At 37.1% G+C, this 26,234-nt stretch carries 24 protein-coding genes; 13 read left to right on the top strand and 11 right to left on the bottom strand.

The window, feature by feature from the left end; genetic code table 11:
• Positions 1–17 precede the first annotated feature (17 nt).
• On the bottom strand, positions 18–1,013 hold the full coding sequence (locus PSE83_RS18485; RefSeq protein WP_004260608.1) for a LacI family DNA-binding transcriptional regulator: 996 nt from the start codon (positions 1,011–1,013) through the stop codon (positions 18–20).
• A 470-nt stretch (positions 1,014–1,483) separates the two neighbouring features.
• On the opposite strand from PSE83_RS18485, the gene PSE83_RS18480 reads away from it, so the two are divergent.
• On the top strand, positions 1,484–2,113 hold the full coding sequence (locus PSE83_RS18480; RefSeq protein WP_196725291.1) for a response regulator transcription factor: 630 nt from the start codon (positions 1,484–1,486) through the stop codon (positions 2,111–2,113).
• A 602-nt stretch (positions 2,114–2,715) separates the two neighbouring features.
• Here PSE83_RS18480 and PSE83_RS18475 read toward each other — a convergent pair.
• The 3 genes from PSE83_RS18475 to PSE83_RS18465 all read right to left on the bottom strand — a co-directional run bounded on the left by PSE83_RS18475 (position 2,716) and on the right by PSE83_RS18465 (position 6,030).
• Complete coding sequence (locus PSE83_RS18475) at positions 2,716–3,357, bottom strand: helix-turn-helix domain-containing protein (protein WP_004260616.1); 642 nt, start codon at positions 3,355–3,357, stop codon at positions 2,716–2,718.
• A 215-nt stretch (positions 3,358–3,572) separates the two neighbouring features.
• Positions 3,573–4,907, bottom strand: coding sequence for a 30S ribosomal protein S12 methylthiotransferase RimO (gene rimO / locus PSE83_RS18470; protein ID WP_004260618.1), 1,335 nt, complete (start codon positions 4,905–4,907; stop codon positions 3,573–3,575).
• A gap of 193 nt (positions 4,908–5,100) precedes the next feature.
• Positions 5,101–6,030 carry a DUF7916 family protein gene (locus PSE83_RS18465; RefSeq protein WP_164564738.1) on the bottom strand — a complete coding sequence of 310 codons (930 nt, stop codon included), beginning with the start codon at positions 6,028–6,030 and terminating at the stop codon, positions 5,101–5,103.
• 281 nt (positions 6,031–6,311) lie between these two features.
• Here PSE83_RS18465 and PSE83_RS18460 point away from each other — a divergent pair, with 281 nt between their 5' ends.
• The 5 genes from PSE83_RS18460 (at position 6,312) to efeB (ending at position 10,326) form a co-directional block, all read left to right on the top strand.
• Positions 6,312–6,869 (top strand): iron transporter, encoded by a 558-nt coding sequence (locus tag PSE83_RS18460; RefSeq protein WP_036958299.1) that lies wholly within the window; start codon positions 6,312–6,314, stop codon positions 6,867–6,869.
• Between the two features lie 95 nt (positions 6,870–6,964).
• Complete coding sequence (locus PSE83_RS18455) at positions 6,965–7,300, top strand: cupredoxin domain-containing protein (protein ID WP_004260622.1); 336 nt, start codon at positions 6,965–6,967, stop codon at positions 7,298–7,300.
• An 11-nt stretch (positions 7,301–7,311) separates the two neighbouring features.
• Positions 7,312–8,145 carry an FTR1 family iron permease gene (locus PSE83_RS18450; RefSeq protein WP_272661019.1) on the top strand — a complete coding sequence of 278 codons (834 nt, stop codon included), beginning with the start codon at positions 7,312–7,314 and terminating at the stop codon, positions 8,143–8,145.
• Complete coding sequence (locus PSE83_RS18445) at positions 8,138–9,040, top strand: EfeM/EfeO family lipoprotein (RefSeq protein ID WP_094960935.1); 903 nt, start codon at positions 8,138–8,140, stop codon at positions 9,038–9,040. Before PSE83_RS18450 ends, PSE83_RS18445 begins: the two co-directional genes overlap by 8 nt.
• Before the next feature lie 11 nt (positions 9,041–9,051).
• Positions 9,052–10,326 carry an iron uptake transporter deferrochelatase/peroxidase subunit gene (efeB, locus tag PSE83_RS18440; RefSeq protein WP_004260629.1) on the top strand — a complete coding sequence of 425 codons (1,275 nt, stop codon included), beginning with the start codon at positions 9,052–9,054 and terminating at the stop codon, positions 10,324–10,326.
• A gap of 87 nt (positions 10,327–10,413) precedes the next feature.
• Here the strand turns inward: efeB and PSE83_RS18435 are convergent, their stop codons facing one another.
• From PSE83_RS18435 to PSE83_RS18425, 3 genes are all read right to left on the bottom strand, one after another.
• Positions 10,414–11,148: a vWA domain-containing protein gene (locus PSE83_RS18435; RefSeq protein WP_050763767.1), complete on the bottom strand. Its 735-nt coding sequence runs from the start codon at positions 11,146–11,148 to the stop codon at positions 10,414–10,416.
• A gap of 183 nt (positions 11,149–11,331) precedes the next feature.
• Positions 11,332–12,225 carry a hypothetical protein gene (locus PSE83_RS18430; protein WP_112307189.1) on the bottom strand — a complete coding sequence of 298 codons (894 nt, stop codon included), beginning with the start codon at positions 12,223–12,225 and terminating at the stop codon, positions 11,332–11,334.
• A gap of 164 nt (positions 12,226–12,389) precedes the next feature.
• Positions 12,390–13,316, bottom strand: a complete 927-nt coding sequence (locus tag PSE83_RS18425; RefSeq protein ID WP_153673130.1) for a LysR family transcriptional regulator — start codon at positions 13,314–13,316, stop codon at positions 12,390–12,392.
• 145 nt (positions 13,317–13,461) lie between these two features.
• On the opposite strand from PSE83_RS18425, the gene PSE83_RS18420 reads away from it, so the two are divergent.
• Both PSE83_RS18420 and PSE83_RS18415 read left to right on the top strand, forming a co-directional pair.
• Positions 13,462–15,237, top strand: a complete 1,776-nt coding sequence (locus PSE83_RS18420) for an adenine deaminase (protein WP_094960932.1) — start codon at positions 13,462–13,464, stop codon at positions 15,235–15,237.
• Positions 15,238–15,278: 41 nt separating this feature from the next.
• Complete coding sequence (locus tag PSE83_RS18415; protein ID WP_096863298.1) at positions 15,279–16,622, top strand: NCS2 family permease; 1,344 nt, start codon at positions 15,279–15,281, stop codon at positions 16,620–16,622.
• Positions 16,623–16,680: 58 nt separating this feature from the next.
• On the opposite strand, the gene PSE83_RS18410 is transcribed toward PSE83_RS18415, so the two are convergent.
• Entirely contained in the window at positions 16,681–17,085 is a 405-nt protein-coding gene (locus tag PSE83_RS18410) for a RidA family protein (protein ID WP_164564725.1), read from the bottom strand.
• A 128-nt stretch (positions 17,086–17,213) separates the two neighbouring features.
• Positions 17,214–17,978 carry an aminoglycoside adenylyltransferase domain-containing protein gene (locus PSE83_RS18405; RefSeq protein ID WP_272661018.1) on the bottom strand — a complete coding sequence of 255 codons (765 nt, stop codon included), beginning with the start codon at positions 17,976–17,978 and terminating at the stop codon, positions 17,214–17,216.
• Positions 17,979–18,641: 663 nt separating this feature from the next.
• Here PSE83_RS18405 and gltS point away from each other — a divergent pair.
• The 5 genes from gltS to PSE83_RS18380 all read left to right on the top strand — a co-directional run bounded on the left by gltS (position 18,642) and on the right by PSE83_RS18380 (position 24,540).
• A complete protein-coding gene (gene gltS / locus PSE83_RS18400) occupies positions 18,642–19,847 on the top strand; it encodes a sodium/glutamate symporter (protein WP_094960930.1) in 1,206 nt (401 codons plus the stop codon).
• 212 nt (positions 19,848–20,059) lie between these two features.
• On the top strand, positions 20,060–20,968 hold the full coding sequence (locus PSE83_RS18395; protein ID WP_096863301.1) for a LysR family transcriptional regulator: 909 nt from the start codon (positions 20,060–20,062) through the stop codon (positions 20,966–20,968).
• A gap of 56 nt (positions 20,969–21,024) precedes the next feature.
• Entirely contained in the window at positions 21,025–22,266 is a 1,242-nt protein-coding gene (locus PSE83_RS18390; protein WP_096863302.1) for a D-amino acid dehydrogenase, read from the top strand.
• 2 nt (positions 22,267–22,268) lie between these two features.
• Positions 22,269–22,622, top strand: a complete 354-nt coding sequence (locus PSE83_RS18385; protein WP_004260681.1) for a RidA family protein — start codon at positions 22,269–22,271, stop codon at positions 22,620–22,622.
• Positions 22,623–22,872: 250 nt separating this feature from the next.
• Positions 22,873–24,540, top strand: a complete 1,668-nt coding sequence (locus PSE83_RS18380) for an alpha-keto acid decarboxylase family protein (protein WP_272661017.1) — start codon at positions 22,873–22,875, stop codon at positions 24,538–24,540.
• A gap of 64 nt (positions 24,541–24,604) precedes the next feature.
• On the opposite strand, the gene PSE83_RS18375 is transcribed toward PSE83_RS18380, so the two are convergent.
• Positions 24,605–25,633, bottom strand: coding sequence for an XdhC family protein (locus PSE83_RS18375; protein WP_094960926.1), 1,029 nt, complete (start codon positions 25,631–25,633; stop codon positions 24,605–24,607).
• Positions 25,634–25,642: 9 nt separating this feature from the next.
• Positions 25,643–26,206: a nucleotidyltransferase family protein gene (locus PSE83_RS18370; RefSeq protein ID WP_004260690.1), complete on the bottom strand. Its 564-nt coding sequence runs from the start codon at positions 26,204–26,206 to the stop codon at positions 25,643–25,645.
• Between the last annotated feature and the right edge of the window lie 28 nt (positions 26,207–26,234).

Raw genomic sequence — 26,234 nt, 5'->3', positions numbered from 1 at the left:
TGCTTTTCTCTGCAAGGTTAAAAAGAATTACGTTCTAACAAGTCGCAAGCAACATATTCAACACTATTTTGCTGCCGTTCTTCTATGATGTGTAAAGCGGCTTGTTGGCCTAATTGATAGTGCGGTAACACAACCGTACTTAATGGAGGATAAAATAGTTCCCCGACACCTATCATATTATCATAGCCAAGTACTGCGATATCTTGTGGAATACGTAAGCCACGGCTAAGTAGTACTTGGTAAGCTAAAAATGCTATACGGTCATTTCCACAAATAATGACATCAAAATTCGGTTTTTTATTCTTAAAATGACTATTAATTAAAGCTATAACATCTAAATAATGCTCATCGCCTAACTCTAAATGGTGTTGCTGAAGTGATGCTAGCGGTAAGTCAGCACTTGCCCACGCAGACTCCACTGCTTCACGGCGCATTTTTCCAGCAAGTGTCTCTTGCGGAATATAAAGACAAAGAGGATTTCGATACCCTTTCTCTATTAAGCGTTTTACTGCATTAAATTGACCATTAAAATCATCTGGCACATAAGCAGGGAACTGCCCATTTTTATCTATGCAATTAGCAAGAACCAAACGATTATTATGTAATGTTTCTGGAATCGCTACTTCTCGAAGCCCCATCGTAGTATAAATAATACCATCAGGCCGCTGAGATAATAATTGTCGGACAGCTCTTTCACTATCTTCGCTAGATGTAATATTAACTACAAAGCTACTCCAGCCGAATTGTCTCGCAGTTTGTTCTATTGAAAGAATGATTTCTACAGAAAAAGGGGTAGTTGCTGTATCGAGGGCCAAAACACCAACTGTCGAAACCCTAGAGCTTTTCCCTCTGATCTTTCGCGCTGAAAAATCAGGGACATAATTGAGTGACTCAATAGCTTGTTGGACTTGTTTCAAGGTTTCAGGCTTTAGTAATTCAGGGCTATTAATTGCCCTTGATACAGTCATCAATGAAACATTTGCAAGTCGAGCTACGTCTTTTAAAGAAGCCATTAAGTATATTCACTCATCAAAACTAGGTAAGTATTAATTTTAACATGTTAGATATAAAAAGTACTTAATCTTCGTCAATTCACAAGTTAAGAGCTATCACCTCAAAAAACAACATAAGTGTACATCTAAGACTTTTTATGACTAATGATTTAAGATATTATTGATTAGCTTTAGCAATATTTCTGTCTATCACTTTATGATAAAAACACATTTAATAAGTAAAATCACCTAAAATGTTACACGTCATTAATCGAATATTACCCAATGACACAAACTTTAACTATTGTTTCTATTTTTATATTAAATTTAACTAGATGATGTTTTTAATATAAATTAAGGTCAGTATTACATTAATAAAAAAAACAACGATCAGTAGAAAATATTATTGTGGAATTTAAATTTCACTTTATTTATCTACGTATTTTATCAGATTAGTATGAATATCAAATCAGTTCAACAGGAGTATGGTGATGAATAACACCATTCACGTAATCGTAGAAAGTGATAATGTCTTTAAGAATAAACTGAAATTAATGATGGAATCTTTTGGTTTTATCTTTAGATTTTATAATAACGAAGAAGTGTTTATGAGTAATTATACTTATCCTAATGAGGGTAATGTAAAGGAATGTATTTTATTATTCTTAAACAATGATGAAAATCGTATTAATCGATTAAACAATATAAATAATTCATTTGGTATTGTTCCATTCATTGTGCTTGCCGAAGAGCCTTCTATCAGTCTATGTCGAGAAAGCTTTAAATCTGGAGCTTTTGATTTTTTTCCCTTTCCTTTCAAGGATATCGAAATATCAAATTCCATTAGTAACGCGATGGAATTATTTTTAAGTATGCATGAGAAGCATAAAAAATATACTCATCTCTCTGATAAATTTAATCGTCTTTCGGTTAGAGAAAGAGAAATTATGGATATGATATTAGAAGGTAATACCAGTAAAGAAACCGCAGAAAAACTGTCATTATCACCAAGAACTGTAGAGGTACATCGCTCTAATATTTATACAAAATTAGGAATAAAATCACTACCACAACTTATTCAAGAATACGAATATATTAATACCTATCCTAGATATATTTAATCTATATGCTATGTTTACCTTCTTATAGCGTTATTATTTCTGATGGCTTGATTCTAAGCCATCAGAAATTAACTATATGAAAAATACCTAAAGGTACTATAATTTAGATAAATATAGATTAATATTCTGTTAATTTTGAAATAATAACTTATTTTTATAAGTGATCAAAACAACACCACTCTGTTATGGATTAAAAACCTAAGTAAATTAATAATTCAGATGGTAATAATAACCACTAATAATCACAAAATAAAATTACATTTTTTTTAGTTATTAAAGTATTATTTACCCTCCCCATATCTCACTACTTTTTTAGTAAAACAATAACCTTTATCAACGAACTTTCTCTCTCATAAAACTAAAAAAATAAGGCTACAAACGACATACCTCCTTACCGTATCCAAGCATAATAAGCATCGTTTTCATTTTCTTTTCTCGATACATCAAGTAACGATACAAGTAGATAGATTACGCTTTATTTATCTATCGGCTATCGTTCAAAATGTTGGTAAATATTTCGCGCTTCGCTGTTTTTATGCTTTGTAGTTGTTCAAAAAACACGCGAAAGCGCTATTTTTTACCATTCAGAGCATATAGGAAAGCTATTTGTAGTCCTTAATGTTAATTTCGTACTGCTTTAGCTTGCGCCATAATGTTGTCCGTCCCATATCAAGGACTTTATGCATTTTTTGAATTTTACCTTTGCAAGCTTGTGCAACTTCAATAATCAAAGCTTTCTCAACTGAATGAATATCTAAGTTAGCGAACCGTTGTTCGTCCTTATCTACCTTAAAAATACCTTGTTCGTAATAGTGAAATTTCAATTTTTCACTCACTTCCCTTGCTAAGGATTGCGTAAGTGCAAACAAAATATTGCAACTATTCTTAGTTGTAGATAAAACAACAACGAGTACAGGCTCACCAGTATGTGAATACACTGGTGCTAAGTAATAAAAAATTCCATGTAATTCAATTGGCTCTGCATACAACCTAAGCTGTGCCCCATAAGTTAAATTATCAGATAGTAAATTTGCTATCTCAAAATTACCATCAAGCTCATGACTGAGCCACAGCGTTTTCCCATCAGTGCTCAGTAGAGAACTGCGAATATTATTATCATGTAATGAGGCTAATCCGCTCTCAATGGTTGTATGAGCAAGCTCTACGATATATTCATAATTACCTGAATTATAAATACTTTCTTTTACAGGTGTTGTAGTTGGAAATATTAAATGAGTTGACATAGTTATCCTTATTCTTCGATAAGAGTTATCTGATTATGTCAATTTGCCATTTAATTATTATATTCTAGATCAAGTTATTAATTGATAGGTTTACAACCATTGATCAACATCAATTTTTTATAATTAAAAGTAGTAAATCAATGTGGTAAAAAAGAAAATGGCTAACTGAATCTATCTAAGTTAGCCATATACACTTCTAGAACGCTTTTATTAAATTAAGCAGTAACAATATTTCCCCACAGATCATATTCATCTGCATGCTCAACTAATACTTTCACTATATCCCCAACGCTAACCTCAAATTCACCATTGAGATAAACCATACCATCAATTTCTGGTGCATCAGCCATACTACGACCAATAGCACCTTCATCATCAACTTCATCAATAATGACTAAAATTTCTTTACCAATTTTATCTTGTAATCGCTGTGTAGAAATTTGCTGTTGTAATTGCATAAAACGATGATAACGATCTTCTTTTATTTCCTCAGGAACTTGATCTGCTAGTTCATTCGCTTTCGCTCCCTCGACAGGGCTATATTTAAAACAGCCGACTCGGTCCAACTTAGCTTCCAATAAGAAATCTAATAGCATTTGGAAATCTTCTTCTGTCTCACCGGGAAATCCAACAATAAATGTTGAACGTAAGGTGAGTTCAGGGCAAATTTCACGCCAACGTTTAATCCGCTCAAGTGTTCTTTCAACGGCACCGGGGCGTTTCATTAATTTTAAAATTTTCGGACTTGCATGCTGTAATGGAATATCTAAGTAAGGTAAAATTTTACCTTCTGCCATCAACGGGATAACATCATCAACATGTGGATAAGGGTAAACATAATGTAAACGCACCCATACGCCCATTGAAGCAAGTTGTTCGCATAACCCCACCATGCTAGTTTTTACAGGCTGACCATCCCAAAAACCCGTTTTATTTTTAACATCAACACCATATGCAGAAGTATCTTGGGAAATAACCAGTAACTCTTTGACTCCTGAAGCGACCAGACGCTTAGCTTCATTTAACACATCCCCGATTGGACGGCTATCTAAGTCCCCTCGCATTGAAGGAATAATGCAGAAAGTACAACGATGATTACACCCTTCGGAAATTTTTAAATACGCATAATGCTTTGGTGTCAGTTTTACCCCTTGTTCAGGGACTAAACTCAAGAAAGGGTCATGTTCAGGCTTCGGAACATAGTGGTGAACATGGTTAAGTACCTGCTCATAGCTATGTGGGCCAGTGATTTCTAAAACTTTTGGATGTACTTCACGAATTTGGTTTTCTTTCGCACCAAGGCATCCTGTCACAATCACTTTACCATTTTCATTCAGTGCTTCCCCAATCGCTTCTAATGATTCCTGCACTGCACTGTCGATAAATCCACAAGTATTCACAATGACTAAATCAGCATTATCATAGCTTGGAACCACTTGATAACCATCAGTGCGTAATTCAGTTAAAATACGTTCTGAATCAACTAGGTTTTTCGGGCAGCCGAGAGAAACGAAACCAATTTTTGGTACCGGATTAGTATTTTGCGACATAACTCACTTCTTTTATTGTGTTATAAATATTGTTTTAGAAAAATGGGCAAAATTTTACCTGAAGAATTGAGGGAATTGTATAAATTTTTATCGAAAATAATATGAATTTAAAACTAGAATAGATAGAAACAAATCTTGCTTTTAGTCGGTGATTTTCACAAATTATTTTGTAAAAACCACCTAAGAATACCAATCAGCGATTAATTGAACGAGCAATACGTGAGTAAGTGTGCCTAACCCCTCGGATCACAATACTATAATTTAAAATATTCTCAGGTAATGCAATTCCGTTATACCCTGAATCACCAATATGATGTAAATCTGTCCCGGCCATTTTACACATTAATGCTATTTGCCGAATAGTTTGTAAATCTGCGCCTTCTTGAGAAGTCCCAATCGCTGTCATTGTCATCACACCTTGGGAATGGCAATAACCCACCATTTTTTGCACAAATTCTAACGAGATCCCGGGAACCGTTCCTGGAGCCGGAAGCAAAATGATATCTGCGCCACTGTTAATAAAGGTACGAATATCATCTTCTGTTATGAGTTGCTCAGCCGAGGCATTCAAAACCCCTGCGGCATGCATTTTCCCTGTAATAAGCACAATATCTTCGCCAACAACAGCTTTAAGCTCTTTAAGACTCTGGTTAATTTCCTGATTAGTGACTCCATTTCCAGGGTTTCCCGTTAAAACAATAATGTCAGCACCCATTTCTTTTAATTTAAGGGCATTTTTTACTGTTGCTAACCGCCCTTCTGACATTTTCCACTGCGCATCCTGTGTTGGATTATTAAATCCCTCAGGTACGGGCTCTAAATTAACGCCTATTGCTCTCCCCGTTAAACGCTTAAGCGTTCGAATGATTTCTTCGGGTTCAGTCCCTTCGGGCAGACCTTGCATAATCGGTTGATTAACATCAAAAACATTCAGCAACAGGATATCGGCACCTTGGCTTGCAGCTAATTCAGCATTCGTTACCGTCATTAATACAGGCTGAATTGTACCAATGGTTTCAGAAACCAATATTCGCCCTTCACTGGCTTTAATTGATTCTAATAGATTCTTTTTATTGAATTTTACGATTTCTGAAGCTGAACAATCAAGATAACGTCGTTGCATGGCTATACCTTTAGTTTCAACAAAATTGATGAAAAACTCATTTGTCATGAATATCTACATTCAAAATATATCACGTAGATAATAATAAACTGCCTAATAGAGCACACTATTAGCAAGTTATTTTTTGAAGAATAATAACTTTTTCTAACACATAGATTTTTATATAAAAATAATCATTCTCAGCAACGCGTTGTCAACTTATCAGAAATTATCACTTGTTTTTTATTAATAGTAATGATTATCATTACTACTCTATATCACTTATGGTAAGGACAAAAATAATGAAACTCGCCTATAAAGCTGCTGTTTCAGGTCTCGCGTTGTTTTCAATCTCAGCATTCGCTCAAGAGTACCCTCTCGGTCACCCTGTGATCAAAAACGGAATGGAAATCCAAGGTGTTTATTTACAGCCCATTACAATGGATACCGAAGAAGGCCATCATGCGATGTCTCACTTAGCTGCAGATAAAGCAGATGTCCACTTAGAAGCAGATATTCACGCTGTTGAAGATAACCCAAATGGCTTTGCAGAAGGCGATTGGATCCCTTACCTGACCATTGAGTATTCAGTTACTAAACTCGGTGATAAACCACAAACTCAAACAGGCACATTTATGCCTATGGTGGCGAGTGATGGCCCTCATTATGGGGAAAACATAAAATTAGATGGCAATGGTAAATACCGCGTCACCTATAAAATTTACCCGCCATCACACAATAAAGAAGTTGCCTTTGGCCGACATATTGATAAAGAAACAGGTGTAGCCCCTTGGTTCCAACCGTTCGAAGTCTCTTGGGACTTTGACTACGCAGGTGTTGGCCGTAAAGGTAGTTACTAATTTTTTTATTAAAATTAGTTAAGGGCTTAACCAAGGGAGTTATCTTGCGTAAGCCCTTTTTTGTTTGTCGTTATTAAAGGATAAACCAAGCCAAAATGAAAACATTACTGAGTTTTTTACTGGTTATCACTTGTACAATAGTTCCCTTATCTTCATTTGCTGCAGAAAAATATACTGTCGAATTAGAAATGAAAAATGGTGATCTCATCCCGCGAGTTCTTGAAGTTCCTGCAAAAACGATTATCCGCATTAAAATTACCAACACAGGTACTGAACCCGCAGAGTTTGAAAGCATTCAATTAAGAAAAGAAAAAGTTTTAGCGCCGGGTGCAAGCTCAGTAGTGGTAATCGCACCACTGAAACCTGGCACGTACACTTTTTTTGATGACTTCCACCTTTCTCACCCCAAAGGCGAGATCATTGCGAAATAAAAGGATTTAGCATGGGACAAGTTCTGTTTGTTGTTTGGCGTGAAAGCTTTGAAGCGCTACTTGTCATTGGCATTATTTATGCGTGGATTAAACGTCATCCTGACGCACATAATGGTATGAAATACCTTTGGGCTGGTGTCGCTATCGGGGTTATAACCTCAATCTTATTGGCTCTTCTCATTTATGGTGTATTCAATGTCCTCAATGACACTGGGCAATCACTATTTATGATTTTTATGGAGTTACTCGCCTGTGTCCTGATTGTCCAAATGGTGTATTGGATGAACAAACATGGAAGTTCAATGAAATCCGAAATTGAGTCAGGAATAAGCCGTAATGCCGCCCACCATAACTGGTGGGGAGCCGCATTGATTATTGCTATTGCCATTGCCCGCGAAGGGAGTGAAATCGTCGTCTTCCTATCTAGCTTTATTATGTCGCTAACCACATCTAATGCCTCGACTTTCTTTATCGAGGTCGGTGGTGGAATTGCGATTGCAGGTCTTACACTTTATGTTTTCCTACTAACAAATCGCTTAATTTCGTGGTCTATCTTCTTTAAAGTTACTGGGGTTATTTTATTATTCCTCGCATTATCTCTCTTACTTAAAGGTGTAGAAGAAAGTGCTAACTTATTGATTGAATATGATTTCGCTATCCCTGAATTTTTAATTTACCCCGCTTGGGATACAACTGCATTTCTCGATGATTCTGGTATTGCTGGCAATTTTATCTCTTCTTTCTTTGCCTACCGTTCACAACCGATTTGGCTCAGCGTCATTACCTTTGTCCTTTATTGGGCTATTGTGATCCCATTGTTTGCTCGGAGCAAAAAAAATGTCTAGCTCACTGAGGCGGAATATCAAATGGATGTCTTTTAGCTTAATACTCAGTGTTGCCATTCCTACTTTGGTTCAAAGTAAAGCACTAAGATCCCCTGTGCAAACAGGGGACAACATCATTATTGCTAAAGGTGATATACCCACTCCAGAAAAATATCAACATGCAATCCAAACCTATTTAACCTTTGCCACTAATCAATTGGCAGAAATGGTCACACAATTGGAATTGTTGCAACAGAATTTACAGCAAGGGAAGCTGCAACAAGCTCAAACAGCATATATTCAAGCTCACCAGTACTATGAAACAGTGCGCCCGATTATTATTTTATTTGGTAATACGGATAGGACAATTAACCCAAGAGCCGATTATTTCCTCGATAAAGAAACAGATTACCGCTTTACGGGGTTTCATCTTGTTGAGTACCAGCTATTTATGCAAAAGGATGCCAAACTTGCGTTAGCGGCAAACCAAGAGCTATTACTCAAAGGGCGTGATTTGCATAAACGAGTAGCAACTGAAACCATCGAAATACCCAAGCTCGTGCAAGCCTCGGCTGATTTTATTGAAATGATCTTAGAAACGAAATTGGGGGGTAAAGAAAATATCTACAGTTTGTCTGATTTAACTGATATTGCCGCTAATTTAAAGGGAGCACAAAAAATAATTGGGGTTCTTAAACCTTTTATCAAGCCAGAAACACTGGATAAAATACAGCAAAATGAACAGCTGATTAACCAAATAATGCAGACATATCAACTGTCAAATACCACATATCAACCCTATAGCCAATTACAATTAAAAGACAAAATGGCACTTTATTCATTACTCACTCAGCAAGCTGAAACCTTAGCCAAATTACGTGCTGAGCTTGATGTCGATGTTTACTATAAATATTAAGGCATATATTTATGCAAGCTAAACTTAGTAGTATATTGCAAACCAACGGAATGTCTCGGCGTAATGCCCTAAAAATGCTCGCAGTTAGTAGCGCAGTTTTAGCGGCTCCAACATTAAAAGCGCAAGGGAAAATTGCTAATTGCCAGCTCACCTATAACAAAGCAATCAATTATCTTGGGCTACACCAAGCCGGTGTTTTAACGCCTGAACCCAAAAATGCCACTTTTATTGCATTTAATACTACAGCGAATTCTGTCGAACAATTACAAACTGTTTTTACTTTACTGACTCAGCGTATTGCTCACTTAACTCAACCCCAAATAGAGCCGTCAATCAATAACGATAAGATGCCTCCGGCAGAATCAGGTATTCTTGGGACACAACAACAACCCGACTCACTAACTATCACCGTTGCTTTAGGAAATTCTCTTTTTGATAATCGGTTCGGCTTAAATAAAATTAAGCCTAAACATCTTAGTGAAATGACCAGTTTTCCTAACGATCGACTAGAACAAAAATGGTGTGGTGGTGATCTTCTTCTGCAAATATGTGCGAATAGCCAAGAAAGCGTTATCTATGCATTACGTGACATCCTACGTCATATTTCGCCATACAGTTTTCCTCTCTGGAAAATAGATGGTTTCTTACCTGCAAGAGATATTGATAACCACTCAACGCCTATCAACCTTTTTGGTTTTAAGGATGGAACAGGAAATGCGCCTGCCGATGACAATTCGTTAATGAACGAATTAATATGGATAACAAAAGGCAGCCAAGAACCGTCTTGGTGCGACGGAGGGACATACCAAGCAGTACGTCTCATTCGTTTTAATTTAGAGTTTTGGGATAGAACACCATTAGAAGATCAAGAAAATGATTTTGGCCGACATAAAGACTCAGGAGCACCAATCGGCATGAAAAATGAGCATGATGATCCTGAGTTTGAAAAAGATCCTCATGGTGACCGTATTTTATTTGATTCCCATATGCGCCGTGCAGAGCCTCGTAACCCTGAACGTTATACCGCAAAACTAAGGCGAAGAAGTTATAGCTATTCACTGGGGTTAACAGAAACAGGAACTCTCGATATGGGCTTAGTTTTTGTCTCTTTTCAACAAAATTTAAAGACAGGCTTTATTGACACTCAAAAACGGCTCAATGGTGAACCACTTGAACGTTATATCAAGCCTTTTGGTGGAGGGTACTATTTTGTATTACCTGGAGTCCAATCGGCACAAGACACACTTGCTGAAAAAATGTTTACAGCCTTAAAACAAACTAGCTAATTATATTTATAAAATGAAAGCCCTTATTACATTTGCCGTAAGGGCTTTATTCGAAGCGATATCATCTCTTTTTAATTGAACACATTATTATTTTTTACGTTCCTTCACATCCGCTTCGACTTCCTGTTTCCAGTCCTCTGATATTGGCGCAGACATTTGTTTAGCTTCCACCGCTTTATTTACAGCACGATAAGCTTTATCGTAACCTGTCCCATCTTGCACATAACCAGTGGCATTTGAACTTTTAATCCCAATATTTTCCGCTTCAGAAATGGCATCAATATTGGCTCCTAAGAAAATAAAATCCCATTTATCTTCTGTTTCAGCAGACTTAATCATAGCTTTAATTTTCGCCTGGGAATATTTACGGCTACTATTTTCTTGCCCATCTGTAATTATTACAAAAAGGACATTATTATTTTTAGTAACCTTTCTATTTTCTTGCATTTTTTCAATGCCTTCTCCTATTGCGTCTAACAATGCGGTATAGCCACCAACAGGATAATCATCAAGTGTTAGATTAGAAACTTTTGCAATGGGTTCTCTATTATGGAGTAAACTTGTTTTGTCATTAAATAAAATAGTTGTAATGTAGGTTTTTGCTTTTTTTCCTTTATTTTCAGTTAATACACTATTATATCCACCAATTGTATCAGTCTCGAAACCTGACATAGAGCCACTTTTATCAAGAATGAATACTAAATCTAAAACATCGGGTTCCTTTTTGGTATCAATAATAGTTGTACTGCTAGCGACAGAAGAAAATAAAAACAAAAATACAGCTGATATGACGGTGAAAACAGATTGTATGGATAAATTCATCGCCGAGTTCCTTGGTGAGGTTAATAAAAATATAACTACCCCAATCTCGCTTTTTCGCCAATTATTTCAAATAAGATTACTCTGTATAATTAATAAGCATTTTCTTAATTAATTTCAAAAAAATTATTACTCGAAATAGTTTTTTGAGTAAATATGTAAAGAGTAAATCTACTTAAATGATTACTATTTTAACCAAATACCATTTTCTCTTACTACATTAATTTCTTGAATGAAATGATTATATTTAATATTTTCCGCAACAGAATTTGATGAAGCACTTCGAGCCTGCTCCTGGACTAATTCTGTGATAGCCTGATGAAATTCTTGGTTTAATTCTTCATGGATATTCACATCATCGGTACTTTTTAACCGCGTAACTAACTGAATTAATTTTTCGGCCTTTGCCTGTACATCCTCATTATCAAAAGTAACAGTTGGGACTCCATACATAAATACCACATTGATAGAATCCGCAGCTTCATGATTAGCAGGATCCGGTAATAAATTTTGTCCGTATTCATTATCTAAATAGGCAATTAATTCATGTTTATCAAAGCACTTGGATTTAATATTTCCATCTAACTTATCATCATAAAGTGTGATTGAATCTGGAAAATTTTCACCAACCGGGTAGCTACACCTAAATATATTTCCATCAATAAGCGTTGCATTAGAACTGCGAACTGGCAGTTCAAGCTCGTGCCCATTAATCGTAATGGGGTAACTCGCAGGTTTAAACCTCTCTTCTTTGCCATCAACGGCATAAACTTCAGACAATGTGTAATAAACAAAATGATTTGGGTTAATAATACCGCCAGAGTTATTTTCAAAGACAAAAAAATCCGTCACGTTACCCTCATCGCTTTCTAACTGGTGTAACCCGCTAGAAAGTAAAACAACACCTTTATCTTCTGGTAAAACATCATAATCTTTACCATCTAGCTTAAACCTAATCGTGTTTGCGCTTGGGTTACTATAATAAAATTTACCTTTACCACTTAAAAGCTCCATATCATCACAAGCGGAAAGTAATATAACCGCGGCGATAAAACAGCTATATTTTAGTATAGTATTCATAAAGTTATTCCAAAGCTTTTTAAAATCAATTTATTAAATAAAAAGTGAGCGCTATCTGTAACGCTCTTTAAGATATTATTATCGATATTGAAACCATTATTCAGTTATTCAAATAAAATAACTTTACGATAAATGCGGTAGTAATCTGTCTTAGTTGATAAATCTCATACGTTGTTATCACGCAATACTTTTAACAATACCTGAAAAACCTCGTCCATTAGTGGCGTCGCTTGCTCGCTATTACGAATTAAAGCGACTGTGCGCGTTAACTCCGGTTGTTGTAATTGCAAAACTTTCAATTCCGGGTCTCGTAAATGTACAGTATAAAGCAGTGGTAAAATAGCAATCGCTAATTTTGAACGAACTAAGCCATATAAGGTTTCAATATAATCTACTTGATAACGAATATTTAATTTTAGTCGGTGACTTTCCACCGTAGCAGCAACTAAACGTTGAATATTACCTTTCGAAAATACGGCAATATCACGATTATTTAGCAATTTCCACGGCAAGTGAAATTCATTGGTAGACACGGTATCATCATGATGAATAACAGCAACAAAAGGGTCATCCTGCAAGGGAAAGATATTTAAATTTTGAGGCACTGAGCTATCTAACACACCAATGCCAAAATCAATTTCATGATTGATAAGTTTATCAATCAAAGCGTCATTCGTTTGGTCATAAAACTCAATATTAAGCCTCGGAAAATATTGAGTTAATAATTCAGGTACAGCAGGAAATAACAAAGAACTTACGGAAGGAACTAGCCCAATACGTAATGTTCCATCCCCACCTTCCACGATTATTTTTTGAATTTCACTAAATGCACGGTGAGAAACACTCAGTATTTGCTGTGCATGTGGCAAAATTGCTGCGCCTAGCTCCGTTAATGTTACGGATGAAGCGGTACGATTAATTAGTTTTCCTCCAATAACCGTTTCTATTTGCCGCAAAGCACTACTCAAAGCAGGTTGGCTCACCGCTAGACGATTTGCTGTCTCGGTAAAATGGCGCAGTTTTGCTAATGTCACAAAATACTGTAGTTGTTTGAGCGTAAGTGCTGGCAGTCTCTGCCAAGGTTCTATCATAATAATGTACTTTTATTTTTATTGGGTTAGCCAATATATCTGTTCATTATAACCATTTCTTATCGCATGATAAATTTTATCATCTTGGCAAACGTTTGCGTTGCTCATAAAGTAACAGTCATTAAATTGAAGGAATGGTATTTTTATGAGCATAACAGAACAAAACAGGCGTCATGTCATTCAATCCGCTAAAGGTGAAAAGCCTTTTGACCTTTTACTCGCTAATGCCAATATTGTCGATATGGTCACAGGTGAAGTTCGCCTTGCAGATATCGGGATCACCGGCAACCTAATTGCTAGCGTTCACCCTACTGGAACCCGTACTGATGCAAATGAAACCCATGATTTATCAGGCTATTTCATTTCACCCGGCTTAATAGACACTCACGTTCATTTAGAAAGCTCACACTTACCTCCTGTTCGCTATGCCGAGATAGTTCTAGCTCAAGGAACAACAGCTGTATTTTGGGACCCCCATGAACTCGCCAATGTGCTAGGCCTAGAAGGTGTACGTTATGCCATTGATTCTAGCCGAAATTTGCCGCTAGATATTATGGTTGCAGCCCCTTCATCTGTACCATCAACACCTGGCCTAGAAATGTCTGGTGCAGACTTTGCTGGGGATGAAATGTCAACCATGCTGAGTTGGCCGGAAGTTCGTGGTGTGGCTGAAGTTATGGATATGTTTGGCGTGCTCCATGGCAGTGATAGAATGGAAGAAATTCTAAATGCAGGAATTACATCAGGTAAACTTATAGAAGGCCATGCAAGAGGCTTAAATGGGGCTGATCTCCAAGCTTATCTGGCTGCCGGAGTCACATCTGATCACGAATTAACCTCGGCTGAAGATGCCCTTGAAAAACTGCGTGCGGGCCTTACATTACAAATTCGTGGCTCTCATCCTTACCTTCTTCCCGATATTGTTGCCGCATTAAAATCCTTACCACATTTATCATCGCAAATTACAGTATGTACGGATGATGTTCCGCCCGATATGTTAATTGAAAAAGGTGGCATTATTGCGTTACTTAACCTTTTAATTGAGCATGGAATGCCGGCAACGGACGTACTACGCTTTGCTACATTTAATGCTGCAATACGCTTGCAACGCCATGACCTTGGCCTGATTGCCGCAGGTAGAAAAGCAAATTTAGTTATCTTCGATTCATTGGAAGTTTTGAAAGCGAAAGCTGTGTATGTGTCTGGACGAAAAATTGCTGAAAATAATCAGCTTATCAATGCATTAAATGTGCCTAATGACATTTTACCTCCACGCGATACCATGCGACTTTCACCTATTACCCCAAATGATTGCACATTAAAAATTGATGAAATAAATAATGGTAGTGCGCGTTTACGTCATATTCGTGGGGCGCGCTTTACCCAATGGGGAGAAGTTGACGTACAAATCAAAAATAGCGTGGTACAACTGCCGAATAATTTCAGTCTTATTCGAGTTCAACACCGTCACGGCCGTCACGATGCTTTACCTCAAATAGCCTTACTTGAGGGCTGGGGTGAATTACGCGGAGCCATTGCGACAAGCTATTCACACGATTCACATAACCTCGTTGTTCTTGGACGTGACCCCGATGATATGGCTATCGCTGCTAATTTATTAATCGAGAGTGGTGGAGGTATGGCGTTAGTGCAAAATGGCCAAATTTTAGCCCATGTTGCGATGCCAATAGCGGGGATGTTATCTGATTTACCTGCGCCTGAATTAGCCGCTCAGTTTCGTCAATTACGTGAATTAAGCAGTGAAATTGCAGATTGGGAACCACCTTACCGCGTATTTAAAGCCATTGAGGGAACTTGTCTTGCCTGCAATGCAGGGCCACATTTAACCGATTTAGGATTAACGGATGGAACAACACGTCAAATCGTTGACGCTGTTATCCATACGGTTAAGCACGCTTAGAAAATTAAAAATATCAAAAATAATGATAGGAGAGCCTATTAATGGCTGACAGTTCAATAAATACGCCAACATCAGGGAGTTGGCTGGAAAAACGCTTTGCTTTACGTGAACGTGGGAGTTCAGTGAAAACAGAGTGTTTAGCCGGAGTTACTGGTTTTTTAGCCGCAGCTTACCTGCTAGTCGTGATCCCCGGTTTACTTGCCGCAGGAGGAATGGATAAAGGCGCAGCAACCACTGGAACAATTATTGTCTTCGTCATTGCCAGTTTATTAATGGCATTCTATGCGAATTTACCATTTATTGTTGGCCCCGGTATCGGAGGCTCTGTTCTTGTCGGTATTACTCTCGCAGGTAGTGAAGGTATTGACTGGCAAATAGGGCTCGGCATTGCTTGTTGGTCTGGAATTTTATTTTTCCTATTAACTAAATTTGGCTTGCGTGAGGTTGTTACACGCTCTGTTCCCCAATCAATTAAACTCGGATTAACTGCATCAATTGGTCTGTTCGTGGCCGTTTTAGGTTTTCGAAATGCAGGGCTAGTACTTGCTAACCCAAAAACAAATGCACTAATGCTTGGGGATTTCCTTTCTCCTGGTGCATTAGTTGCACTCGCAGGCTTTTTCGTTGCGATTGCACTACAAGCTCGCAAAATACCAGGCGGAATTTTATGGGCAATTTTATTTGCAACCCTCTTAGGCATTCCTTTTGGCGTCACAAAATTGCCTGAAAGTTTTATTGGTATTCCACATTCTGTGGCACCTGTACTAGGGCATGTAGACTTAATTGGCGCATTAAATATCGCTTTCCTACCTTTCTTATTTGTCTTTTTTGCTGCTGAGTTTTTCTCAACCATGGGAACAACTTTAGCCGTTGGCGGAGAGGCTGGCTTATTAGATAAAGAAGGTAATATGCCAAATATTAACCGCCCCTTTATCGTTGACTCAATTGCTGCTGCATTAGGCCCGTGGGTAGGTATTCCAGCGGCAACCGCACTCATTGAGTCCTCCGCTGCCGCAGAAGCTGGGGGTAAAACAGGTATGACCGCCCTTGCTGCTGCCTTTATGTTTTTATTAATGCTGTTATTTACGCCTATCGCATTGATGATCCCAGCCCAAGCCACAGCTCCAGCTCTAATTTTAATTGGACTAAATATGTTCAGCGGTTTACGAAAAGTGGACTTAGGCAATTTTACTGATGGCTTACCAGTATTAATGATGGTGATGATTACGCTAATCGCTAATAGCTTTGGTACGGGTATCGCCGGTGGGTTGCTATTCTATATCTTAATTAAAGCCGTTGCTGGCAAGTGGAGAGAAATTCCAATTAGCTTGTGGATCCTTGCAGTACCTCTTGTTTATTATTTCTCAACATTAGTAAAACACTAATACCACGAGTGCCAGAAAAGCCGATTTTTCCACTGTCGGCTTTTCTATTCTAATAAATTTAGTTCAAAACTGCATGAGCTTCTATTTCTATTAACCATTCCGGTAAGGAAAGCCCTGAAACAATAACCCAAGAAGATGCAGGTGGCATATTTGGAAATTTTTCTTTTAATGCTCGCGCAATATCAGCTTGTTCCTCATGGCTATTAAAGCCCTCTTTAATATAAATACGTAGCATAGCCACATGAGATAAATCGCCACCGGCCTCATGCAATACATGTTCAATATTAATTAATGATTGCACGGTTTGTTCGTAAATTCCCCCAGCAACAGTTTCTTCCGCAGCATTCACACCAACCTGACCCGATAAAAATAATTGTCGGGTTCCCGTTGTTTCTACGGCTTGGCTAAAGCCATACTGCAAAGAATTAAAGACAGACGCTGGATTTATCGATTTTTTAGCCATTTTTGTTCCATCGTTAATAAAACAGTAAGGCAGTATAAGACTTTTACTTTTCAATTCATTAAATATCAAGCAAACGTTATTTGATTTGTATTAAAAAAGCATCAAAAGACACACTGGCTTATGTGCATCTAAGAATAAGCACGAATACGCTCAGCTAAATAGCTCGCACACAAGGTGACTCCCACCTGTTGATTTTCCCAATCAACAGAAACACCAGTTAAATAGGCCTTTTTCGCTACCAGTAGCACCGAGGCCAATTCCACTGGCATGAGTTCTATTGCCCAAATGGCAGCCTCATCCTTTGATATAAATAGTCCCGTTTCCATGGTGTACCACATGCGTGATAATGTCAGTAAAACATTACGCTCATCACCTTTTAGAGATAACTCTAAATTAGGGAGTGAATCTAACATAGCTCGGCGAATATCGTGCAGGCCAACAATAGGTAAGCCGTATATTTCCTTGTGCCATAAACTTACTGCTTCTTGTGACGCTTGGGCTAACATTAGTGTGAATTCAGGGTCTTGAGTTTGTCCTTCAAATACCCCTTGCTCGTACTCTGTACGTAACCACTCTCCATAAATTAATTCACATTTTGCAGGATAAGAAAGCATGTTTAATTCACTTGTTAAGAATACAACAATTTCCAGTGGTCGCCGGCCTTTTGGATCAACCGGATATAAGCCAGAAATATCCATTAAATCTCGTACAAGTTGTTCACGGCAAATATCAGTCACGGGGCTATCAATCACCACAAGTAAATCAATATCACTCATTGGCCGTAACCCACTAGAAACAGAGGAACCGTGTAGATAAACTGCAATTAATGAATCAGAAAAATGTTTTCGTAGAATAACCAATGCTTGTTCTGCTTGGGGGGGAGTCACCATCATATCGCTCCTATCATATTTAATGATACTAATACTATTATAAATAGTAATTAAAATAATAACTTTAATAAAATCAATAACTAAATCACTGGCTTATTTTTATGACATAAATGAAATGGTTAAAAACTAAGCTATAATATTTAAATAGAATTACACTATTATTTTAATGAATAATATTCGCATTCATTTCACTGAGGTTAAAAGCAATTAATCGTTCAGATACTGAGCCCAAATGACATGTCCAAGACATCAATTTTCATTTGAATTATTAAGCGCATTCGACATCATGTAGCATTCCCCCTCTTCTCCTACATTTGCTAAGCATCTTACATGCGGTACATCACACTTCTCATCATTCATATTGAATACGGCTTTATAACCACGCGATAAAATCAGTGCAAATATTAATCACCACATAAATGATACCCAAATACACACAAAACATAAAAAACCATAATTAACAACTAGTTAAGTTGAAAATAAATAATTTACTACGGGATTTGATGATTCGACAAATGAAAAAATAAGAATGTCGCAGTTAACTAAAAGTTATAGATACCCAAACAAAACTCATTGTTAAACAAAAGTTACGCAAAGTAAGTTAATTTATCGCTAATGTTAAATAACAACGGTGAAAGTTCTGGTAAACTAACTTGAGGTAAAATAATGATCCTAGATGCCAGCTACACTTTATTAGTCGCTTGTTTGGCGCTATTGATTGGTATGTTTGTTGTAAAATACACTCCTTTTCTACAAAAAAACCATATTCCTGAAGCCGTTGTTGGCGGTTTTATTGTTGCTATCATTCTATTAATTGTCGATAAAACAGCTGGATACTCATTTACTTTTGATGCTTCACTACAAAGCATTTTAATGATTACGTTCTTTTCATCAATTGGATTGAGCTCAGATTTTTCGCGTTTAATAAAAGGTGGTAAGCCGCTTATTTTATTAACTATCGCAGTGACTATCTTAATTGCTATTCAAAATACCGTTGGTATGGGAATGGCTGTCATGCTTAATGAAAGTCCATTTATTGGCTTAATTGCAGGCTCAATCACACTTACGGGTGGCCACGGCAACGCAGGAGCTTGGGGACCAATACTGGCTGATAAGTATGGCGTGACTGGTGCTGTTGAATTAGCTATGGCATGTGCAACCCTAGGTTTAGTATTAGGTGGGTTAATTGGCGGCCCTGTTGCTCGCCATTTATTGAAAAAAGTTTCAATCCCTAAAAGCACTGAACTCGAGAAAGAAACGATCGTTGAAGCCTTCGAACAACCTAGTGTCAAACGAAAAATTAATGCTAATAATGTTATTGAAACCATCTCAATGCTGATTATCTGTATTGTTGTCGGTGGCTATATTAGTGAGTTTTTTAAAGATACTGTCATGCAATTACCAACCTTTGTTTGGTGCTTATTTGTCGGTATTATTATTCGTAACGTCTTAACCCATGTATTTAAGCATGAAGTTTTTGAACCAACTGTTGATGTTTTAGGTAGTGTTGCCTTGTCATTATTCTTAGCAATGGCGCTAATGTCCTTAAAATTCGGTCAACTCGCCAGTATGGCAGGCCCTGTTCTGATAATTATTGCTGTCCAAACGGTAGTTATGGTTCTATTTGCAACATTTGTTACCTTTAAAATGATGGGCAAAGACTATGACGCAGTTGTTATTAGTGCTGGGCACTGTGGCTTTGGAATGGGGGCTACACCAACCGCTATCGCTAACATGCAGACCGTCACTAAAGCATTCAGTCCTTCTCATAAAGCATTTTTAGTGGTGCCAATGGTAGGGGCATTTATTGTCGATATTTCAAATAGTATCTTAATTAAAATCTTTATTGAAATAGGCACATATTTTACCTAGTACGCAATCATAAAGGCCAGGCTATAACCTATGTATATCATCTGGCCTTCTCTTTTTTATCACCATTGAATTTAAACCGCCTAATTACCTTTCATCATTTTCAGTACCAAATAAATAGTTGTTCAGATTAATTTGTATTAATTCGGTAGAATATGCGAATTAATACAAATAGTCGGTTTCGGTGAGTCAAAGCAAATAGTAGGTTTCTGAAAATGAAATTAAGGCATCTCGATATTTTTTATGCAGTCATGACATGTGGCTCTTTAACTCGTGCAGCGGAGGTTTTACATATCTCACAACCCGCGGCAAGTAAGTCCTTAAAACATGCAGAACAACAACTTGGCTTAGTCTTGTTCCAGCGAATAAGAGGAAAGTTAATTCCCACGGCTGAGGCAAACCTGCTATTTGAAGAAGCCAAAGAAGTTTATCAAAATCTAGATAAACTAAGAATTTTAGCGCAAAATTTATCACGTGATCCGCAAGGTAAACTAGCCATTGGTTGTCTACCTAGCTTAGGGCTAAACTTAGTACCTGAAGTGACCGCGCAATTTATTAAAAAACACCCCAATATCAAACTCACGATCGGTACACATCATACAACGGATATTCTGCAGTTATTAACCCAACAAGATCTCGACATTGGTATTGGCTTTAATCTTGAAATTGAAGGGGGCATTACTGTTCTTCCCATTGCTGATATCCCATTAGTCTATGTGGATAGCAAATTACCATTGCACTCCCCTGTATCACTCACCGATATAGACCAAGAGCGTTGGATCCATCCTGGGTCTGACTCCTTATCTCAGCTATTACAAAAGCGCCATGAGTTTGCAGAATCAAATATTAGTGTTCATACCTACCATATGGCAGCAGAATTTGTTCAAGCGGGTTTAGGCTGTAGTATTACGGATATTTTTTCAGCCGAACATACGCTACCTGAGTCGATGATTTACCCACTAAAAGAAGGTTTACATCTTGCCGTATCTGTTTTTCATCGCGCAGACAAACCATTAACCAAAGCTGCACAAAATTATGTTAATACTTTGGCATCCACACTTGAAAAAAGAAATAAAGTAGTTAACCAAAAGTTATACTCTAGTAATGAAAACTCAATTGTTTAGTTAGCTTATTCACCGTTAAATAATAACATCTTGGTTATTATGGGTTACGGATTATTATGACTAAACATGTGGTGGTTATTGGAGCTGGTGTAATTGGTTTAAGCACCGCCTATGCATTAATTAAAGCAGGCCAAACCGTAACATTAGTTGAATCAGATACCGATGTTGGCATGCAGACCAGTTTTGCTAACGGTGGGCAACTCAGCTATCGCTATGTATCTCCTCTTGCAGACGCCGGTGTTCCTTTGCAAGGCCTACGTTGGATGGGGAAAAATGATTCTCCTTTAAATCTAAAAATAACGCCTTCAATACAACAATGGTCTTGGCTTGCACAATTTACATTAGCTTGTAACCGTAAAACGAATAAAATTAATGGTGCCCATCTTTTACGTTTATCACTTTTTAGCCAAGAAATAATGAATAAATGGCGTAACAATGGTGATATTTCTGATTTTGCTTGGGAAAAATCAGGGAAATTAATTATCCACCGTGATAATAAAAGTTTTCAAAAAGCCAGTGAAACGGTTGATAAACAATTTCAAAAAATATTAACACCCACTGAAATTGTTGAGCTAGAGCCTTCTTTAAAAGACATACAGTCTCAGCTGGTAGGTGCAATATATGCCCCTGATGATGAGAGTGCAGATTGCTATTTATTCTGTAAGAACCTACTGCAATATTTACTCACGCAGCCTCAATTTAATCTTTGCTTACAACATAATGTTCAATCTTTCATTAAACAAGATGACTGCATTACAGGAGTAGCCACTCACCAGGGAACTATCCAAGCTGATGATTTTATTGTTTGTGCCGGCAATGGTAGCCGCGAATTGTTAAAACCACTAAATATTAATGTCCCAATTTTAGGGTTAAAAGGCTATAGCTTAAGCGTAGAATACCCGCAGGTAGAACATATTGTTCCGAAAATTAACGTGACTGATTACGGCAATAAAATTGTCTATGCCAAACTTAATGATCAATTACGCATTGCTGCGATGGTTGATATTGGTTATGACAAGCAAGGCTTGCGTGAAAATAGAATACAAGCACTCAAGAATATTATTAAAAATACCTTCCCTGAATTACCTAAAATTGACGATGCTGAAAGTTGGTTTGGGTTACGCCCTTCAACACCGAAAGGCCCACCGATACTAGGAAAAACTGCCTATAAAAATTTATGGCTTAATATTGGGCATGGCAGTTTAGGGTTTACACTTGCCGCAGGCAGCGCGGAAATACTGAGCCAATTAATAACTGAACAAAAACCCCCTATTTCTTTAACTGGATTAACGAGGTAATCATGTCCATAAAACGTAACAACCCAAAACCACGCTTAGCTGATAGCGTTGAATATTCAGGTTTAGTTTACTTATCAGGGCAAGTACCTAATGATCTAACGGGTGATATCACACAACAAACCAAAGACGTTTTTGCCAAGATTGATTCATTACTTGCTGCAAGCAACAGTGATAAAACACGTATTTTATCCGCCCAAGTTTGGATTAAAGATATCAAACGGGATTTTGCTGACTTTAATGCGGTATGGGAAAGTTGGATGCCTATAGAAAATAGCCCTGCCCGTGCAGCTGTTGAAGCCAATATGGCTCGGGAACAAGTACTAGTAGAAATTATGGTGATTGCCGCTCAGGCTTGACCCTATTTAACTATATTCTAAATCTAAAAAACAGTGAGGTCTAAAAAGATCTACTGTTTTTTATTACTCTACTAATTTATATTAATTTATTAAATAATATATTTAATAACCCCCATTAATCTCATTATAAAATATAACACTTTCACTACTTCCCTTATTAGCTATCATGGAATTGATTTCAATAAGAATAAATAGCTAATATAAATAATTACAAATCAAGTAAAAAACAATTATTAACTGGAGAAGTTAAATGAAAGAAACTGTTGTTGAATATATTTTATCTAAGCTCTATCAATTAGGCATTGAAGATATATTTGGTGTTCCTGGTGATTATTCATTTCCTGTAAATGATAGTGTTTGTGCAAACTCCCATCAACGTTGGGTTGGCAATTGCAACGAATTAAACGCAGCGTATGCTGCAGACGGATATGCAAGAATTAAAGGTGTTGCTGCATTATCAACAACCTTTGGCGTTGGCGAATTAAGCGCTCTCAATGCAATAGCAGGTTCTTATGCTGAAAGAGTCCCTATATTTCACCTTGTTGGAATGCCTCCTAGCCTAACACAAAAGAAACAACGTATTTCTCATCACACATTAGGGGATGGAAGCTATGACGTTTTTTATAAAATGAGCCAACATATTGTCTGTGCTCATGCCATTATTACCCCTGAAAACTGTATTGAAGAGACTGAGCGGTTAATCGCATGCGCCTTACATGAACGCCGTCCAGTTTATTTTGGCTTACCTGCTGATTATGCTGTAAAGACTGTAATTAAACCATTTCATCATGTTGTTCCATTAATACCAAACAGTTGCTCAGAAACACTAAAAAATATTATTCCTTTAATCTTAAATAAATTAATAAATAGCCAACAACCCTGCATATTAGCAGGCTCAATGTCTTTGCGCTTAGGCGTAGCAAATACCTTACAAACAATCATTGAAAAAACCAAAATTCCTTATACCACGTTATTTATGGATAAAAGTGTATTAGATGAAACTAATACGCAATATATCGGAATGTATACAGGGCAAATATTAACTCCTCAAGTCACTTCATTTGTCGAAAGCAGTGATTGTGTTATAAATATAGGCACTATTCTGTCTGACTTTAATTCAGGTTGTTATACCTCTAATATTAAAATCGAAAATATAATCCATATTATGGAAGATAAAGTCATTATTGATGGCCAATGCTACAATAATATTTCCATGAAAGACGTTGTTTTAGCCTTGCAGAATAGATTGCTATCACTGCCAACCTCTTCTTTTAATCAACACAAAAGTCCTAAGGCCCAATCACTAGGTCAACCGATAGCCGTAGAAACAAACGAAATAACTGAATCATACCTATATCCTCGCTTAGAAAAAATGTTTAGACCTAATGATATAATATTTACAGATACTGGAACCTTTTCAATGGGCTTAGCATTTTCACTATTACCTAAAGGTGCATCTTTTCATTCCCAATCATTATGGGGATCTATTGGCTGGGCAACACCTGCTGCACTGGGCGCCGCTTTAGCATCCCCGTCACGTCGAGTCATCTTAGCGACAGGGGAAGGCGCTCATCAATTAACTATGCAAGAAATTAGTCAATTTGCACGATTTGGATTAAAACCCATTATCTTTATATTAAATAATGATGGCTATCTTATTGAACGACTATTCTGTAAAGAACCTGAATATTATTATAATGATGTTGCGCAATGGAATTACGCACAACTTCCTTTAGCACTGGGATGTGACGATTGGTATTGCAAAAAAGTGACAACCTGCGATGAATTAGATGAGGCTTTACAGGCTATCGAAACACTCGACACTGCAGCTTATATAGAAATAGTCACTGACCGATATGATGCTTCAAAATATTTAATAAAAATGAGAGAAATTATTTCTTCTATTTATACCAACTAAACTAGTTTTAGGTCCTTTCGCCTTATAAAGGTCATTTAACTTTATAAGGCGTGGGAATTTAACTTTAAACATCACAATACATTGAATTTGTAACCATTACTTTTTTCGTTTCACTAACATAACTAGATGAAACTACGCCATTTTTATGAGCTACAATATCCGCCATTATCGCTAATGCTATTTCGGGTGGTGTTTTGCTACCGATAGGAATACCAATGGGAGCATGGATGCGTTCTATTTCCGCCTCCGTCATCCCACCAGATGCTATAAGACGTTCACGACGACGAGCACTCGTTCTTACTGAGCCCATTGCACCAATATAAAACGCTGGGGTATTCACTGCTTCCATTAGTGTCAGGTCATCAATACGAGGATCATGGGTTAAAGAAACAATAGCGGTATTCGGTGTACAGCTTTGGGATTCCAAATAGCGAGCTGGAAATAATTTAATGACTTCAAATTGACTAGAAAGTTGCCCAGAAAAACGCGATAGCTCATCTTCACGGTGTTCACAAATTATAACCTCAAACCCTAATGTTGCTGCAAAACTAGCACAGTAAATACCTACATTTGAGATCCCAGCAATAATTAACCGTGGCGGCGCGGCAATATATAATTGAATGTTCTCCCCTTCCCGCTCTATTTGGGTTGGGGTTTGTTGATTATTAACCGTGCTTACCTCACCTCTTTGTGGCAACGTGATTTTTTTACTGATTGCAGTATATCCCAGTAACGCTTGATGTATCTCCGTAAGGTAACTAACACTTTCCTGACTATTCGGTAAATATTCAATTAAAACATCTAAACTACCATCACAAGGTAAATTCACTTTCGCTTCTAAACCACCGCGACCATAGCGAACAATTTGGCTGCTCTTAATGTATTCAGCATGCTGTATTCGTTGAATAAAATCTTCTTCAATACAACCGCCTGATAAAGAACCAACATACTGACCATCTGCCTTTGCAACAAGAAGTGAACCCGGGCTACGAGGGGAAGAACCATATGTACTTAGCACCGTACACAACCATATAGGCTCTTTTTTTATCCAAGAAAGGGCTTGAGAGATAACAAAAACATCTTCACGCAACATATTCGTTCCTTAATCGTTATCAACACTCGGATAATCAATATCTTTTACAACATTTTCGTCATTTATGTTTAATTGATAAACAAGATTGCGACGTAATATTGATTTCGCACCATCATCACCTACTAGATTAATTAATTCCGTATAATACTTCGCAGATATTCCTACCGGATGGCCTGGTAAACCATTATATACTGGCCTGACTAATGTATGGTGTTTTAATTTATTCGCTACACGGATAAATAAATGACTATTGATGTATGGCATATCCGCTAAATGAATTATCCACCCATCTAAATTAGACGTATTTTTAACACCAAATGCGATTGATTCACCTAACCCATTACTGTTTATCAACGAGTATGGAATATTAAATTGTAAACAATTATTAATAACACCTTCATTCTCAGGCCGTGTCACTACATGTACAGGAAGCTCACTATCGATTGAATTTAATAGTGTTTTTTCAAAAACTGTATTTTTTTCAAGCATAAAATTTAATTTACTTCCTTTACCTCCAGCATTTTGAAAACGTTCACTTTTTCCTGCTGCCAATATTAAAATACCAATATTCATAGTTTTTATTTTAAATCGATATACTGAT

Source organism: Providencia sp. PROV150, assembly GCF_028481025.1.
Taxonomy (GTDB): domain Bacteria; phylum Pseudomonadota; class Gammaproteobacteria; order Enterobacterales; family Enterobacteriaceae; genus Providencia; species Providencia hangzhouensis.
Note: the sequence above shows the minus strand (reverse complement) of the source record. Positions and strands in the feature narration are given on the sequence as shown.

Bases quoted from the DNA above. Each gene is read 5' to 3' on its own strand.
- efeB (WP_004260629.1), top strand. From the start codon at position 9,052: ATGCAAGCTAAACTTAGTAGTATATTGCAAACCAACGGAATGTCTCGG.
- PSE83_RS18430 (WP_112307189.1), bottom strand. From the start codon at position 12,225: ATGAATACTATACTAAAATATAGCTGTTTTATCGCCGCGGTTATATTA.
- PSE83_RS18380 (WP_272661017.1), top strand. From the start codon at position 22,873: ATGAAAGAAACTGTTGTTGAATATATTTTATCTAAGCTCTATCAATTA.
- PSE83_RS18370 (WP_004260690.1), bottom strand. From the start codon at position 26,206: ATGAATATTGGTATTTTAATATTGGCAGCAGGAAAAAGTGAACGTTTT.
- PSE83_RS18435 (WP_050763767.1), bottom strand. From the start codon at position 11,148: ATGAATTTATCCATACAATCTGTTTTCACCGTCATATCAGCTGTATTT.
- PSE83_RS18450 (WP_272661019.1), top strand. From the start codon at position 7,312: ATGGGACAAGTTCTGTTTGTTGTTTGGCGTGAAAGCTTTGAAGCGCTA.
- rimO (WP_004260618.1), bottom strand. From the start codon at position 4,907: ATGTCGCAAAATACTAATCCGGTACCAAAAATTGGTTTCGTTTCTCTC.
- PSE83_RS18445 (WP_094960935.1), top strand. From the start codon at position 8,138: ATGTCTAGCTCACTGAGGCGGAATATCAAATGGATGTCTTTTAGCTTA.
- PSE83_RS18410 (WP_164564725.1), bottom strand. From the start codon at position 17,085: ATGGCTAAAAAATCGATAAATCCAGCGTCTGTCTTTAATTCTTTGCAG.
- PSE83_RS18415 (WP_096863298.1), top strand. From the start codon at position 15,279: ATGGCTGACAGTTCAATAAATACGCCAACATCAGGGAGTTGGCTGGAA.
- PSE83_RS18420 (WP_094960932.1), top strand. From the start codon at position 13,462: ATGAGCATAACAGAACAAAACAGGCGTCATGTCATTCAATCCGCTAAA.
- PSE83_RS18475 (WP_004260616.1), bottom strand. From the start codon at position 3,357: ATGTCAACTCATTTAATATTTCCAACTACAACACCTGTAAAAGAAAGT.
- PSE83_RS18385 (WP_004260681.1), top strand. From the start codon at position 22,269: ATGTCCATAAAACGTAACAACCCAAAACCACGCTTAGCTGATAGCGTT.
- PSE83_RS18465 (WP_164564738.1), bottom strand. From the start codon at position 6,030: ATGCAACGACGTTATCTTGATTGTTCAGCTTCAGAAATCGTAAAATTC.
- PSE83_RS18375 (WP_094960926.1), bottom strand. From the start codon at position 25,633: ATGTTGCGTGAAGATGTTTTTGTTATCTCTCAAGCCCTTTCTTGGATA.
- PSE83_RS18480 (WP_196725291.1), top strand. From the start codon at position 1,484: ATGAATAACACCATTCACGTAATCGTAGAAAGTGATAATGTCTTTAAG.
- PSE83_RS18405 (WP_272661018.1), bottom strand. From the start codon at position 17,978: ATGATGGTGACTCCCCCCCAAGCAGAACAAGCATTGGTTATTCTACGA.
- PSE83_RS18390 (WP_096863302.1), top strand. From the start codon at position 21,025: ATGACTAAACATGTGGTGGTTATTGGAGCTGGTGTAATTGGTTTAAGC.
- PSE83_RS18460 (WP_036958299.1), top strand. From the start codon at position 6,312: ATGAAACTCGCCTATAAAGCTGCTGTTTCAGGTCTCGCGTTGTTTTCA.
- PSE83_RS18425 (WP_153673130.1), bottom strand. From the start codon at position 13,316: ATGATAGAACCTTGGCAGAGACTGCCAGCACTTACGCTCAAACAACTA.
- PSE83_RS18485 (WP_004260608.1), bottom strand. From the start codon at position 1,013: ATGGCTTCTTTAAAAGACGTAGCTCGACTTGCAAATGTTTCATTGATG.
- PSE83_RS18455 (WP_004260622.1), top strand. From the start codon at position 6,965: ATGAAAACATTACTGAGTTTTTTACTGGTTATCACTTGTACAATAGTT.
- PSE83_RS18395 (WP_096863301.1), top strand. From the start codon at position 20,060: ATGAAATTAAGGCATCTCGATATTTTTTATGCAGTCATGACATGTGGC.
- gltS (WP_094960930.1), top strand. From the start codon at position 18,642: ATGATCCTAGATGCCAGCTACACTTTATTAGTCGCTTGTTTGGCGCTA.